Source organism: Streptomyces sp. NPDC007095, assembly GCF_040634475.1.
In the GTDB taxonomy this organism is placed as follows: Bacteria; Actinomycetota; Actinomycetes; order Streptomycetales; family Streptomycetaceae; genus Streptomyces.
The window spans coordinates 1-13,261 of the sequence record NZ_JBEYFS010000145.1 but is presented as its reverse complement, the minus strand read 5'-3'; the positions used below and the strand labels follow the sequence as shown (position 1 = coordinate 13,261).

Sequence of the window (13,261 nt, the reverse complement as noted above, 5' to 3'; positions counted from 1 at the left end):
TCAGTCCAGCCAGACATAGCCTGCGAGCCGCCCGGTCGTGCGGTCCCGTCGGTACGAGAAGTGGTCGTCCGACTCCAGCGTGCACACCGGCGACTGCGCCCGGTCGCACACCCCGAGTCGTTCCAACTGCGCGTGCACTCCGGCGGTCACATCGACCGCGGGAGTGCCCCAGCTGGTCTCGGCGTACGCCGCCGGCTCGACGGCGGCCACTTCGGCGCGCATCTCGTCCGGCACCTCGTAGCACCGGCCGCAGACCGCGGGGCCGGTGCGGGCGACGATCCGCCCGGGCTCGGCGCCGAGTTCCACCATGGCCCGTACGGCGGCGGGGACAACCCCGGCGACCATGCCGGGCCGTCCCGCGTGGGCGGCGGCCGCGATCCCGGCGACCGGGTCGGCCAGCAGGACCGGCGTGCAGTCGGCGGTGAGGACGGCCAGGGCGAACCCGCGCCGCGCGGTCACGATCGCGTCGACCGACGGAATCTCCGAGGAGAGCCACGGTCCGTCGACCACCGCCACGTCCGGCCCGTGCACCTGGTTCATCCACACGACCAGGGCCGGGTCCAGTCCGAGCGACTTGGCGGCCATCTCACGATTGGTCCGTACGGCGTCGGGGTCGTCGCCGACCGCTCCGCCGAGGTTGAGCTCCTCGTACGGAACGGCGCTCACCCCGCCCCACCGGTCGGTGAAGGCGAAGTGCGCGCCGCTCACGGTGCTCGTTTCGGAGCGATGTCCTATCACTTCAGGAAGTCCGGCACGTCCAGCTCCTCGGCCGCGCTGTCCGAGTAGGCGCGGGACGGCGGGACCGGCGGAGCGACCGGGATCTCGTTGACCGGCTCCGGGGTGGGCTCGGGGGCCTCCTTCGGCGTGACGCTGCCGAGCGACCCGAAGGACGGACGGCTCTCGGCGGCCCGTACCGGCGCGGGCTCCTCGCGCTGCTTGGCGGAGGTGGAGCCGAGGATGTTGTCGCGCTTGGCCGGCGGCTGGCCGCCGTCGAAACCGGCGGCGATCACGGTGACCCGCACCTCGTCGCCGAGCGCGTCGTCGATGACCGCGCCGAAGATGATGTTGGCCTCGGGGTGCGCGGCCTCGCTGACCAGCTGGGCGGCCTCGTTGATCTCGAAAAGGCCGAGGTCGGAGCCACCGGAGATGGAGAGCAGGACGCCGCGTGCGCCGTCGATGGAGGCTTCCAGGAGCGGCGAGGAGATCGCCATCTCGGCCGCCGCCACGGCGCGGTCGTCGCCGCGGGCCGAGCCGATGCCCATGAGCGCGGAACCCGCCTCGGACATCACGGACTTGACGTCGGCGAAGTCGAGGTTGATCAGACCGGGCGTGGTGATGAGGTCGGTGATGCCCTGAACACCCGACAGCAGGACCTGGTCCGCCGACTTGAAGGCGTCGAGGACGGAGACCTGGCGGTCCGAGATGGACAGCAGCCGGTCGTTCGGGATGACGATGAGGGTGTCGACCTCTTCGCGGAGTTCCGCGATGCCGTCCTCGGCCTGGTTGGCGCGACGCCGTCCTTCGAAGGTGAAGGGGCGGGTGACCACGCCGATGGTGAGGGCGCCGAGCGAGCGGGCGATGTTGGCCACGACGGGTGCGCCGCCGGTGCCGGTGCCGCCGCCTTCGCCGGCCGTCACGAAGACCATGTCGGCCCCCTTGAGGACCTCCTCGATCTCCTCCCGGTGGTCCTCTGCCGCCTTGCGGCCGACGGCCGGGTTGGCTCCGGCGCCGAGTCCGCGCGTGAGTTCGCGGCCGACGTCGAGCTTGACGTCGGCGTCGCTCATCAACAGAGCTTGCGCGTCCGTGTTGATGGCGATGAACTCGACGCCCTTGAGACCGACCTCGATCATCCGGTTGATGGCATTGACACCACCGCCGCCGACACCGATGACTTTGATGACTGCGAGGTAGTTCTGCGGTGCTGCCACGTCGAAGGCCTCTCGCCTCGAGTTACGTGTCGTCGCCTCGCACGCTCGCGATCCGACGACTGATGCCGAATGGGACGGTCCGAACGCCGACCCGAACCCTAACGCTGAAGTTTAGGGTTACCAGTGTGTCTGTTCCTTGGACTCTTCCGAACAGGACACTAAGTCGACAAGTGGCGCACGTTCAACGAACACGCCGAACCTCCCGTTTTTCTTTTCACCCTATGTGATCAGCCGTAGCGCTGCCCAACCAGGGTGCTGGCCTGCACTGATGTGCGTCAACTCCCCGATGAGGCAGGGGCGATGGGGGCACTCACATCGAAGTGCCGGGCCCTTGGAGCTGCTTTCATGAGAGCGGTGAGCGTCCTGGCCTTCGCGCGGCCCTTGTCGCCGCTCCCCCACTCGACGCTGCGTCCGTCGCTCAACTCCAGCGAGATCGAGTCGTACGAACGGACCTTGACGATCCGGGTGGCGCGACGGACGGCGGCCGGAATGTCCCCGGCCACCCCCACCGCCTCGCGCACCAGCCGGTCGACCGGGAAGCGGCGCAGAACGGCCGCCTTGGACACCGCCAATTCCAGCGCGGGCACGCCCTTCGGGGCAGCCGAAACCGTCGCGAAACGCACGCCCTTGGCGTCCACTTCGACGTACTTGCCACCGCTTCCGGTGTTTTTGAGAATGAGCACCGGGGTGCGTTCGGTCACTTTCAGCCCGATTCCGTGCGGCCAGGAACGGACGACATCAACCGAGTCAATTCGGGGCAATTTCCGGCGCAATCGCGCCTCAACGGCATCGGTGTCGATGGAAATCAGCGGCGATCCGACCCGCACGTCGGCCGCGTCGCGCACTTGCCGGTCCGTCAGGACCCGCACCCCGGAGACCGACACCTTCTCGACCCGCAGCCACGGCGAGCCGTAGAGCAGCCAGAGCGTGGCTGCCGTCACCAACACCACCACGGTCAAAAGGATGATGAGCACACGAAGGCGACGCAACCGCCCGAGGCGGGGCGAGCCGGACTCCAACTTCTGCCGTTCACCGCGCTCGGCGGTCGTCGGTCCGGCCACGCTCCCTGCCTTCCCTCATGCGGTCCTAGCGGTGGCGAGAGGCGATCGCCTCGTACACCATGCCGACGAGCAGGTCGTCGGCGTCCCGGCGACCGAACTCGCTGGCGGCGCGGGACATCTCGTACAGCCGGTGCGGGTCGGCGAGCACGGGCAGCACGTTCTGCTGAACCCACTGGGGCGTCAGTTCCGCGTCGTCGACAAGGAGACCGCCACCGGCCTTGACCACCGGCTGGGCGTTCAGCCGCTGTTCGCCGTTGCCGATGGGCAGCGGGACATAGGCGGCGGGCAGCCCGACGGCGGAGAGCTCGGCGACGGTCATCGCGCCCGCGCGGCAGAGCATCATGTCGGCCGCGGCGTACGCGAGGTCCATCCGGTCCACGTACGGTACCGGGATGTACGGGGGCATTCCCGGCATCTGGTGGACCTGCGGCAGTTCGTTCTTCGGGCCGACCGCGTGCAGGATCTGGATACCGGCCTGCTGAAGGTATGGAGCCGCCTGCTGGACGACCTCGTTGAGGCGCCGTGCGCCCTGCGAGCCGCCGGAAACCAGCAAGGTCGGCAGCGAGGGGTCGAGACCGAACGCGGCGCGCGCCTCGGGGCGTACGGCGGCCCGGTCGAGGGTGGCGATCGAGCGGCGCAGCGGGATGCCGATGTAGCGGGCGCCGCGCAGCTTGTTGTCCGGGGTCGAGACGGCGACCTGCGCCGCGTACCGGGAACCGATCTTGTTGGCGAGGCCCGGCCGGGCGTTCGCCTCGTGGATCACGATCGGCACGCCGAGGCGCTTGGCCGCGAGGTAGGCGGGCAGCGCCACATAGCCGCCGAAGCCGACGACCGCGTCCGCCTTGGTGCGCTCCAGGACCTGCTCGGCCGCCTTGATCGTGCCGCGCAGCCGCCCTGGGACGGTGATCAGCTCGGGTGTGGGCTTGCGGGGCAGCGGGACGGCGGGGATCAGCGCGAGTTCGTAGCCCCGCTCCGGTACGAGCCGGGTCTCAAGTCCGCGTTCCGTGCCCAGGGCCGTGATCCCCACGGTCGGGTCCTGCCTGCGCAGGGCGTCCGCGAGGGCGAGCGCGGGCTCGATGTGGCCGGCGGTCCCCCCGCCGGCGAGTACGACATGCACCGAAATTCACCGCTCTCCGGACGAACGCGCCGCCGAGGCACGCCGTCGCATCGTGTTCCATCTCCGAGGCCCCGCGGCCCCCACGGAGCCTCTCACCGCAGCACGCTTTCTACCAAAGCGGGGTTGCCGCATCGCAAGCGCCGCCCGCGCAGCGGGCTCGTCGCGAGCGAAGGCGATCAGCAGCCCGATGGCGAACATGGTCGGCAGCAGGGCGGACCCTCCGTAGGAGAACAGCGGGAGCGGGACTCCGGCGATCGGCAGCAGACCGAGCACCGCACCGATGTTGATCACGGCCTGGGCCGTGATCCAGGTGGTCACGCCTCCCGCGGCATACCTCACGAAGGGGTCCTCCGTGCGTCCGGCCACGCGGATACCCGCATAGCCTAGAGCCGCGAAGAGGGCGAGCACCGACAGCGTCCCCGCGAGGCCCAGTTCCTCCCCGGTGATGGCGAAGATGAAGTCGGTGTGCGCTTCGGGAAGTTGGCCCCATTTCTCCACACTGGCGCCGAGGCCGGAACCGAACAGTCCGCCGGAGGCCAGGGCGTAGATGCCGTGCACGGCCTGCCAGCAGGTGTCGTTCGGGCCGGGTTCGGTGGCACCGATGCAGGCGAGCCGGGACATCCGGTTGGGGCTCGTCTTGATCAGGATGAAACCGATGGTCACGGCGACCGCCAGCACGCCGCCGAACAGCCGCGTGGGCGCTCCGGCCAGCCACAGCAGTCCGAAGAGGATGGCGGTGAGGATGATCGCCGTGCCCATGTCGCCACCGAGCATGATCAGCCCGAGCAGCAGGAAAGTGCCCGGGACGAGCGGCACCAGCATGTGCTTCCACTGCGCGAGCATGCCCTTTTCCTGCTTGCGGGCGAGCAGGTCGGCGCCCCACAGCACGAGCGCGAGCTTGCCGAACTCGCTGGGCTGGATCTGGAACGAGCCGCCCAGGGAGATCCAGTTCTGGTTGCCGTTGACCGCCATCCCTATCCCCGGGACCTGCACGAGGATCATCAGGAAGACCGCGACGGCCAGGATCGGATACGCCAGCGCCCGGTGCAGTTTCACCGGCACCCGCATGGCGATCAGGAGCAGCACGGTGCCGATGGAGGCCGCGAGAAACTGTTTGCGGAAGAAGAACGACCCCGGCAGCGAGAGCTGCAGCGCCGTGATCATCGAGGCCGAGTAGACCATCACCAGGCCCAGCACGGTGATCAACAGGCTGCTGCCGAAGATCAGATAGTACGCGGTGAGCGGACGGTCCCAGGCCTTGCGGGCGCGCAGGTAGAGCAGACGCAGGTGGTTGTCGCGCGGGGGCCGGGGGCGTCCGGCGGGGCGCCGTGGGGCACGCTGGACGGGGGGACGGCCAGTACGGCTACTGGCCATCACCGGCTCCGTCCGCCGTGCCCCGGGAGGGCGTCCCGCAGGGCGATGAGGGTCCCCACAATGGCGTCACGCGTCCCTCCCAAGGGTCCCGGGCGCGCCCGGACCGTCCGAGACCCGCCGTCAGGCGCTCGCGCCGAGTTCGCGGACCGCCTCCGCGAACGCGTCCCCGCGCTTGTTGTAGTTGGCGAACATGTCCATGGAGGCACAGGCCGGCGCCAGCAACACCGTGTCGCCCTTACGGGCGAGCCCCCGCGCCTCCCGAACCGCCGCGAGCATCGCCCCAGTGTCGGTCCGGTCGAGGTCGACGACGGGTACTTCCGGCGCGTGTCGCACAAGGGCTTCACGGATCAGAGCCCGATCCGCGCCGATGAGCACGACGCCCCGAAGTCGCTTTGCCGACTTGGCGACCAGCTCGTCGAAGGTCGCGCCCTTGGCGAGCCCGCCCGCGATCCACACGATCGACTCGTAGGCCGCCAAAGAGGCTTCCGCGGCATGCGTGTTGGTCGCCTTGGAGTCGTCGACGTACGCGACTCCGTCCACGTCGGCGACGTGCGCGATGCGGTGGGCGTCCGGTGTGAAGGCCCGCAGCCCGTCCCGTACGGCCGCGGCGGGCACCCCGAAGGCGCGTGCCAGGGCCGCCGCCGCAAGGGCGTTGGCGATGTTGTGCGGGGCGGGCGGGTTGACGTCGGAGACCTCGGCGAGTTCCTGGGCGTTCTTCTGCCGGTTCTCGACGAAGGCGCGGTCGACCAGGATGCCGTCCACGACGCCGAGTTGGGACGGTCCGGGGGTGCCGAGGGTGAAGCCGACCGCCCGGCAGCCCTCCTCGACGTCCGCCTCGCGCACCAGGTCCTCGGTGGCCTTGTCGGCGAGGTTGTAGACGCAGGCGACCCGATTGCCTTCGTAGATACGGCCCTTGTCGGCGGCGTACGCCTCCATGGAGCCGTGCCAGTCGAGGTGATCCGGTGCCAGGTTCAGTACGGCGGCCGAGTGCGCGCGCAGCGACGGCGCCCAGTGCAGCTGATAGCTCGACAGCTCCACCGCCAGGACGTCGTACCGCTCCTCGCCGAGGACCGCGTCGAGGAGCGAGACCCCGATGTTGCCGACGGCGGCCGTGCGCAGCCCTGCCGCCGTCAGGATCGAGGCGAGCATCTGCACGGTGGTGGTCTTGCCGTTGGTGCCGGTGACTGCCAGCCAGGGGGCCGCGTCAGGGCCTCTCAGCCGCCAGGCCAGTTCGACGTCGCCCCAGACCGGGACGTCCGCCGCGGCGGCCGCGGCGAACAGCGGCTTGTCCGGCTTCCAGCCGGGCGCGGTGACGATGAGTTCGGTGCCCTCGGGCAGGGTGGCGCCGTCACCGAGGCGCACGGTGATGCCGAGCGCCTCCAGCTCCGCGGCCTGCGCCCGGGAGCGCTCGTCGTCGCCGTCGTTGACGACCGTGACGACGGCGCCGAGACCGTGCAGCACCTTGGCCGCCGGGATGCCGGAGACGCCGAGCCCGGCGACGGTGACGTGCTTGCCCTGCCAGTCGGTCACTTCTTGGCTGCCCATCCTGCGTAGAAGAGGCCCAGACCCACGATGACGCACATGCCCTGGATGATCCAGAAGCGGACCACGACAAGGACTTCGGACCACCCCTTTAGTTCGAAGTGGTGCTGGAGTGGCGCCATGCGGAAGACGCGCCTGCCGGTGAGCCGGAAGGAGCCGACCTGGATGACGACCGACATGGTGATCAGGACGAAGAGGCCGCCGAGGAGCGCGACCAGCAGCTCCGTGCGGGAGCAGATCGCGAGACCGGCAAGCGCGCCGCCGAGGGCCAGCGAACCGGTGTCACCCATGAAGATCTTGGCGGGCGAGGTGTTCCACCACAGGAAGCCGAAGCAGGCTCCCATCAGGGCGGAGGCGACGACCGCGAGGTCGAGTGGATCTCGTACCTCGTAGCAGGCGGCCGGGTTGGTCAGGGTCTGCGCGTTGGCGCAGGACTCCTGGAACTGCCAGACGCCGATGAAGGTGTACGCGCCGAAGACCATGGTCGCGGCGCCGGTGGCGAGACCGTCCAGGCCGTCGGTCAGGTTCACGCCGTTCGACATGGCGAGAATCATGAACAGGGCCCAGACCACGAAGAGCACCGGGCCGATGGTCCAGCCGAAGTCCTCCACGAAGGAGAGCCTGGTGGAGGCCGGGGTGTTGCCGTGGTTGTCCGCGAACTGCAGTGCGAGGACAGCGAAGGAGATGCCGACGATCAGCTGACCGGCCATCTTCGCCTTGGCCCGCAGACCGAGCGAACGCCGCTTGACGATCTTGATGTAGTCGTCCAGGAAGCCGACCAGGCCCATGCCGGCCATCAGGCCGAGCACCAGCAGACCCGAGAAGGTCGGCGGTTTGCCCGTGATCACCTTGGACAGGAAGTACGCGATGATCGTCGCCAGGATGAAGGCGATACCACCCATGGTCGGAGTACCGCGCTTGCTGTGGTGCTCCTTCGGGCCGTCGTCGCGGATGTACTGCCCGTAGCCCTTGCGGGCCAGCAGCTTGATCAGCAGCGGGGTCCCGATCAGGGTCAGGAACAGACCAATGACTCCTGCGAACAGGATCTGGTTCATCATCGGGCCGCGACCTCACCCTCGGCACCGCTGTCGAGCAGCGCCTGCGCCACCCGTTCGAGCCCGACCGACCGGGACGCCTTCACGAGCACGACGTCCCCCGGGCGCAACTCGCTGCGCAACAGGTCGACAGCCGCCTGTGCGTCGGACACGTGCACCGACTCCTCACCCCACGAACCCTCGTTATATGCGCCCAGTTGGAGCCAGGAAGCTTCCCTGCCCCCGACCGCGACGAGCTTGCTGACGTTGAGTCGGACGGCGAGCCGCCCGACCGCGTCGTGCTCGGCGAGCGCCTCGTCCCCGAGCTCGGCCATCTGACCGAGCACCGCCCACGTCCGACCCCCTTCTGCCTGTGAGGCTTTGCCCATTGCCGCGAGCGCGCGCAGGGCGGCTCGCATGGACTCGGGGTTCGCGTTGTAGGCGTCGTTGACGACCGTCACGCCGTCCGGGCGCTCGGTGACCTCCATCCGCCAGCGGGAGAGGGAGCCCGCCTCGGAGAGCGCGAGGGCGATCTCGTCTGCGGACATGCCCAGCTCATGGGCGACGGCGGCCGCGGCGAGCGCGTTCGACACGTGGTGCTCACCGTACAGGCGCATGGTCACATCGCTGCACCCGGAGGGTGTGTGAAGCCTGAATGCGGGCTGTCCGGCGCCCGTGAGACGGACGTTCTCGGCACGTACGTCCGCTTCGCCGGACTCTCCGAAGAGGATCACGCGCGCCTTCGTGCGGGATGCCATGGCGCGTACGAGGGGGTCGTCGGCGTTGAGGACGGCGACGCCGCCCGCTTCCGCCGGCGGGAGGCTCTCGACGAGCTCGCCCTTCGCCTGTGCAATCTGTTCGCGGCCGCCGAACTCACCGATGTGGGCGGTCCCGACGTTCAGGACGAGGCCGATCCTCGGTGGCGTGAGGTCCGTGAGGTAGCTGATGTGGCCGATGCCGCGGGCGCCCATCTCCAGGACGAGGAACCTGGTCTCCTCGGTGGCGCTCAGCGCGGTCAGCGGCAGTCCGATCTCGTTGTTGAGCGAGCCGGGCGTGAAGACGGTCGGCGCCTTGCTCCGCAGGACCTGGGCGATCAGGTCCTTGGTGCTGGTCTTGCCCGCGGAGCCGGTGAGGGCCACGAGGGTCGCGCCGAGCCGTTCGACGACGTGACGCGCGAGGGCGCCCAGGGCCGCCTGCACGTCCGCGACGACGATCGCGGGCACGCCGACGGGCCGGGAGGCCAGTACGGCGACCGCGCCCGCCGCGACGACGGCCTCGGCGAAGTCGTGGCCGTCCACGCGCTCGCCGACGAAGGCGACGAAGAGGCTGCCTGGCTCCACTTCACGGGAGTCTCTGACGACCGGTCCGGTGACCTGTACCGCCGGATCCGGTATGTCGTACGTCTGCCCGCCGACGACTGCTGCGATCTCGGCGAGAGAGAGGGCGATCACAAGTTCATCCCTGGGTCTTCTGGATAGCTTCGCGAAGCACCTGGCGGTCGTCGAAGGGACGCACCACCCCGGCGATGTCCTGGCCCTGCTCGTGGCCCTTGCCCGCGACCAGCACGGTGTCGCCGGGCCGCGCCCGGGCGACGGCGGCGGCGATGGCGGCGGCCCGGTCCTCGAAGACCTGGACCTCGCCACGCTCGTGCGCCGGCACCTCGGCGGCGCCCGCGAGCATCGTCGCGAGGATCGCGAGGGGGTCCTCCGAGCGGGGGTTGTCCGATGTCAGTACGGCGGTGTCGGCGAGCCGCGCCGCGGCGGCGCCCATCGGCATCCGCTTGGTCCTGTCACGGTCGCCGCCGCAGCCGAGCACGATGTGCAGCCTGCCCTCGGTGACCTTGCGCAGTGCGCGCAGGACCGATTCGACGGCGTCCGTCTTGTGTGCGTAGTCGACGACCGCGAGGTAGGGCTGGCCCGCGTCCACGCGCTCCAGGCGGCCCGGCACGCCGGGCACGACGGCGATGCCGTCGGCGGCGGTCTGCGGGTCGATCCCGGCGACGGCGAGGGCGACGATCGCGGCGAGGGTGTTCGCCACGTTGAAGGGGCCCGCGAGCGGCGACTTGGCGGTGATCCGCTCACCCTTGGGGCCGACCGCGACGAACGCGGAGTCCATCGGGCCGACCTCGACCTCCTCGGCGCGCCAGTCGGCGTCCGGGTGTCCTTCGGCGGAGAAGGTGACGACGGGGACGGTGGCCTCTTCGGCCAGCATGCGCCCGTACTCGTCGTCGAGGTTGACGACGCCGAGTTTGCTGCGTTGCGGTGTGAACAGCTGTGCCTTGGCCCGGAAGTAGTCCTCCATGTCGGAGTGGAACTCCATGTGTTCCGGACTGAGGTTGTTGAAGACCGCGATGTCGAAGACACAGCCGTCGACCCGCCCGAGGACGAGCGCGTGGCTGGAGACCTCCATGGCGACCGCGTCGACGCCGCGCTCGCGCATGACCGCGAACAGCGCCTGGAGGTCGGTTGCTTCGGGGGTGGTGCGCTCCGACTTGATGCGCTCCTCGCCGATGCGCATCTCCACGGTGCCGATCAGGCCGGTGGAGCGGAGCGTCTTCAGCCCGCCCTCGACGAGATAGGCCGTGGTGGTCTTGCCGGAGGTGCCGGTGATGCCGATCTGGAGCAGATCGCGGCCGGGATGGCCGTAGATGGTGGCCGCGAGCTCTCCCATCAGGCCGCGCGGGTCGTCGACGACGAGGACCGGCAGCCCGGTGGCGGCGGCGCGCTCGGCGCCGGTCGGGTCGGTCAGCACGGCGACCGCGCCGAGACCGGCCGCCTGCGTCACGAAGTCGGCGCCGTGCAGGCGGGCACCCGGCAGCGCGGCGTAGAGGTCTCCGGGGCGCACCGCGCGGGAGTCATGGGTGATGCCCGTGACCTCCGCGTTCGGCGCCGGGGCGGTGACACCCAGCTGATCGGCGAGCTCCGCGAGGGGTGTGGCGGAGTTCTGGACCGGTCGCGGCGGCCCCGGATATGTCACAGGAACGCCCTTCTGGGTGGTTTGGGACTGATCAGCGTGTGGCACGGCGGTGAGCGTACCGGGCGCACCCCCGCCGGAGCGAAGCGAGGGGCGTGGCGAGCCGTGGTTCCCGGAATCCGGGGTGATCGTTGTCACGAGCTGGTTCCTGGTCCGTTGTGCGTGCGGTCTTGTCCGGGTCCTGGCCGGACCTGATCAAGTCCTGATCAGGGAGTATGGCCGGAATCGATCACGGCGTGAAGGTCACGGGCAGATTGGCGGCCCCCGCTCCGGTGGGCGGGACCTGGAGGGTCTTGAGCGCGAACTCCATGACCTGCTTGTAGATGGGTCCGCAGATCTGGCCGCCGAAGTAGCTGCCCTTGGTGGCGTTCTGGATCGCGCAGTAGACGGTGATCCGGGGCTTGTCGGCGGGGGCGAATCCGGCGAACGACGAGGTGTAGCCGTGGTACTTGCCGGTGGCCGGATCCACGCGGTTGGCCGTACCCGTCTTGCCCGCGACCCGGTAGCCGGGGATGCGCGCCTTGGCGCCGGTGCCCTGCTCGTCGTCCACGACGGACTCCAGCATCTGGGCGAGGGTCTTCGCCGTCTTCTCGCTCACGACCCTCGTCTTCTTCGGCTGGGCGGCCGGGGTGAAGCGGCCGTCGGGCCCCTTCGTGCCGCGCACCAGCGTCGGCTCGACGCGTACACCGCCGTTGGCGATCGTCGAGTAGACGGAGGCCGCCTGCATCGCGTTGATCGACATGCCCTGGCCGAAAGGAATCGTGTACTGCTGGGAGGTCGACCACTTGTCGGCGGGCGCGAGGATGCCCTTCGTCTCACCGGGGAAGCCGAGCCCGGTGTAGCTGCCGATGCCGAACTTGCGCAGATACGAATAGAGGACCTGGTTCGCGTCCTTCTGCGTCTTGCCGAGCTGGCCGGTCGCCAGGATGGTGCCGATGTTGCTGGACTTGGCGAGCACGCCGTTGAGCGTCAGGTTCCAGGTCGCGTGGTCGACGTCGTCCTGGAAGAGGCGGTCGCCGCGGTGCAGCCGGTTGGGCACGACCACGTGCGTCTCGGGCGTTGCGGCGTTCTCCTCCAGTACGGCTGCCATCGACATGACCTTGGCGGTGGAGCCGGGTTCGTACGCGTCCTGGAGGGCCGCGTTGCCCAGGGCCGCCGCATTGGCCTGGGTGAGGTCGTTGGGGTCGAAGCCCGGCGAGTTCGCCATGGCGAGGATCTCGCCGCTGCGGGCGTCCTGCACGATCACGTACCCGCGGTCCGCCTTGGACGCCTTCACCTGCTCGGTGATGGCGTTCTGCGCGGCCCACTGGATGTCGCGGTTGATGGTCAGCTCGACGTCGGAGCCCGCCACGGCGGGTGTCTCCGTCGACCCCGCGGTCGGCACCTGACGGCCGCCGGACTGGGCGTAGCGGATCTTGCCGTCCTTGCCGGCGAGTTCCTTGTTCAGCTTCTGCTCGACTCCGCCGCCGCCCTTGCCGTCGGCGTTGACCCAGCCCAGTATCCCGGCGGCGAGATCGCCGTTCGGATACACGCGCTTGCTGGCCGGGACCGCGACGACGCCCGCGAGGAAGTTGACGGTGCTCTTGTCGGTCTCCGCCTTGACCGCGAGCGTGTTCCTCAGGTCCTTGATCTGCTTCCAGACCTGGGGGGTCTGGCGGTGCGCGAGCAGTGTGTAGCGGGTGTTCTTCGTACGGAGCTTCTTGGCGACGGTGTCCATGTCCTGGCCGAGGATCGGCCCGAGCAGCGCCGCGGCCTGTTCGGGCGCGTCCGTCACCTTCGTCGCTTCCCGCGTGAACATCGTGGGGTCGGCCGTGATGTCGTACGCGTCCACGCTCGTCGCGAGCTCCACGCCGTTACGGTCCGTGATCCCGCCGCGGGTGGCGGCCAGGGTGCGGCCGACGTACCGGTTCTGCTCGGCCTTCGCGGCGTACGCGTTGGCATCCACGGCCTGTACCTGGAGCAGGCGCACGACGAAGGCGATCATCACCAGTGTCAGGGTGAGGCTGACCATGCGCAGCCGGGGCCGGGGGCTGCCCAGCCGCAAAACCTGCGGGCCGCCGGGCCGGGGCGCGCCCGGGCGGCGTGCGGGGCGGGCGCCGGGGCCCGGACGCCGCTGGCCGCCGGGGCGTACGGGCCTGGCGGGGCCGGGCACACGGCGGCGCGGCGGTTCCCTGTCGGACAGTGGATGTCTGCCACGCAGAGCGCGGTCACACCAATCAGCGCCAGCTCGAT

Annotated in this window: 10 protein-coding genes and 1 pseudogene; all 11 read right to left on the bottom strand. The window is 69.8% G+C overall.

The features are described 5' to 3' along the window. Entirely contained in the window at positions 1-708 is a 708-nt protein-coding gene (pgeF, locus tag ABZ656_RS37650) for a peptidoglycan editing factor PgeF (RefSeq protein WP_101405650.1), read from the bottom strand. Between the two features lie 26 nt (positions 709-734). Further along, complete coding sequence (gene ftsZ / locus ABZ656_RS37645; protein ID WP_101405649.1) at positions 735-1,928, bottom strand: cell division protein FtsZ; 1,194 nt, start codon at positions 1,926-1,928, stop codon at positions 735-737. Between the two features lie 275 nt (positions 1,929-2,203). Continuing rightward, the gene (locus ABZ656_RS37640) at positions 2,204-2,989 is read right to left on the bottom strand and encodes an FtsQ-type POTRA domain-containing protein (protein ID WP_101405647.1); all 786 of its coding nucleotides are present in this window, start codon (positions 2,987-2,989) and stop codon (positions 2,204-2,206) included. A gap of 25 nt (positions 2,990-3,014) precedes the next feature. After that, on the bottom strand, positions 3,015-4,106 hold the full coding sequence (murG, locus tag ABZ656_RS37635; protein ID WP_101405646.1) for an undecaprenyldiphospho-muramoylpentapeptide beta-N-acetylglucosaminyltransferase: 1,092 nt from the start codon (positions 4,104-4,106) through the stop codon (positions 3,015-3,017). Between the two features lie 6 nt (positions 4,107-4,112). Further along, complete coding sequence (gene ftsW, locus ABZ656_RS37630) at positions 4,113-5,480, bottom strand: putative lipid II flippase FtsW (RefSeq protein ID WP_101405645.1); 1,368 nt, start codon at positions 5,478-5,480, stop codon at positions 4,113-4,115. A 120-nt stretch (positions 5,481-5,600) separates the two neighbouring features. Beyond that, positions 5,601-7,025, bottom strand: coding sequence for a UDP-N-acetylmuramoyl-L-alanine--D-glutamate ligase (gene murD, locus ABZ656_RS37625; RefSeq protein WP_101405644.1), 1,425 nt, complete (start codon positions 7,023-7,025; stop codon positions 5,601-5,603). Continuing rightward, on the bottom strand, positions 7,007-8,077 hold the full coding sequence (mraY, locus tag ABZ656_RS37620; protein ID WP_177323990.1) for a phospho-N-acetylmuramoyl-pentapeptide-transferase: 1,071 nt from the start codon (positions 8,075-8,077) through the stop codon (positions 7,007-7,009). The genes murD and mraY overlap by 19 nt, the downstream gene beginning before the upstream one ends. Continuing rightward, complete coding sequence (murF, locus tag ABZ656_RS37615) at positions 8,077-9,507, bottom strand: UDP-N-acetylmuramoyl-tripeptide--D-alanyl-D-alanine ligase (RefSeq protein WP_101405643.1); 1,431 nt, start codon at positions 9,505-9,507, stop codon at positions 8,077-8,079. The genes mraY and murF overlap by 1 nt, the downstream gene beginning before the upstream one ends. A 4-nt stretch (positions 9,508-9,511) precedes the next feature. Continuing rightward, complete coding sequence (locus tag ABZ656_RS37610; protein WP_101405642.1) at positions 9,512-11,032, bottom strand: UDP-N-acetylmuramoyl-L-alanyl-D-glutamate--2,6-diaminopimelate ligase; 1,521 nt, start codon at positions 11,030-11,032, stop codon at positions 9,512-9,514. 226 nt (positions 11,033-11,258) lie between these two features. After that, complete coding sequence (locus tag ABZ656_RS37605) at positions 11,259-13,211, bottom strand: penicillin-binding protein 2 (RefSeq protein WP_360274267.1); 1,953 nt, start codon at positions 13,209-13,211, stop codon at positions 11,259-11,261. After that, positions 13,208-13,261 (bottom strand): annotated as a pseudogene (locus ABZ656_RS37600) (Ms4533A family Cys-rich leader peptide); the annotation flags it as partial. The pseudogene ABZ656_RS37600 and the gene ABZ656_RS37605, both read right to left, overlap by 4 nt.

Excerpts from the sequence above, each read along its gene's own strand:
- murD (WP_101405644.1), bottom strand. The coding sequence starts at position 7,025 with ATGGGCAGCCAAGAAGTGACCGACTGGCAGGGCAAGCACGTCACCGTC.
- ftsW (WP_101405645.1), bottom strand. The coding sequence starts at position 5,480 with ATGGCCAGTAGCCGTACTGGCCGTCCCCCCGTCCAGCGTGCCCCACGG.
- mraY (WP_177323990.1), bottom strand. The coding sequence starts at position 8,077 with ATGAACCAGATCCTGTTCGCAGGAGTCATTGGTCTGTTCCTGACCCTG.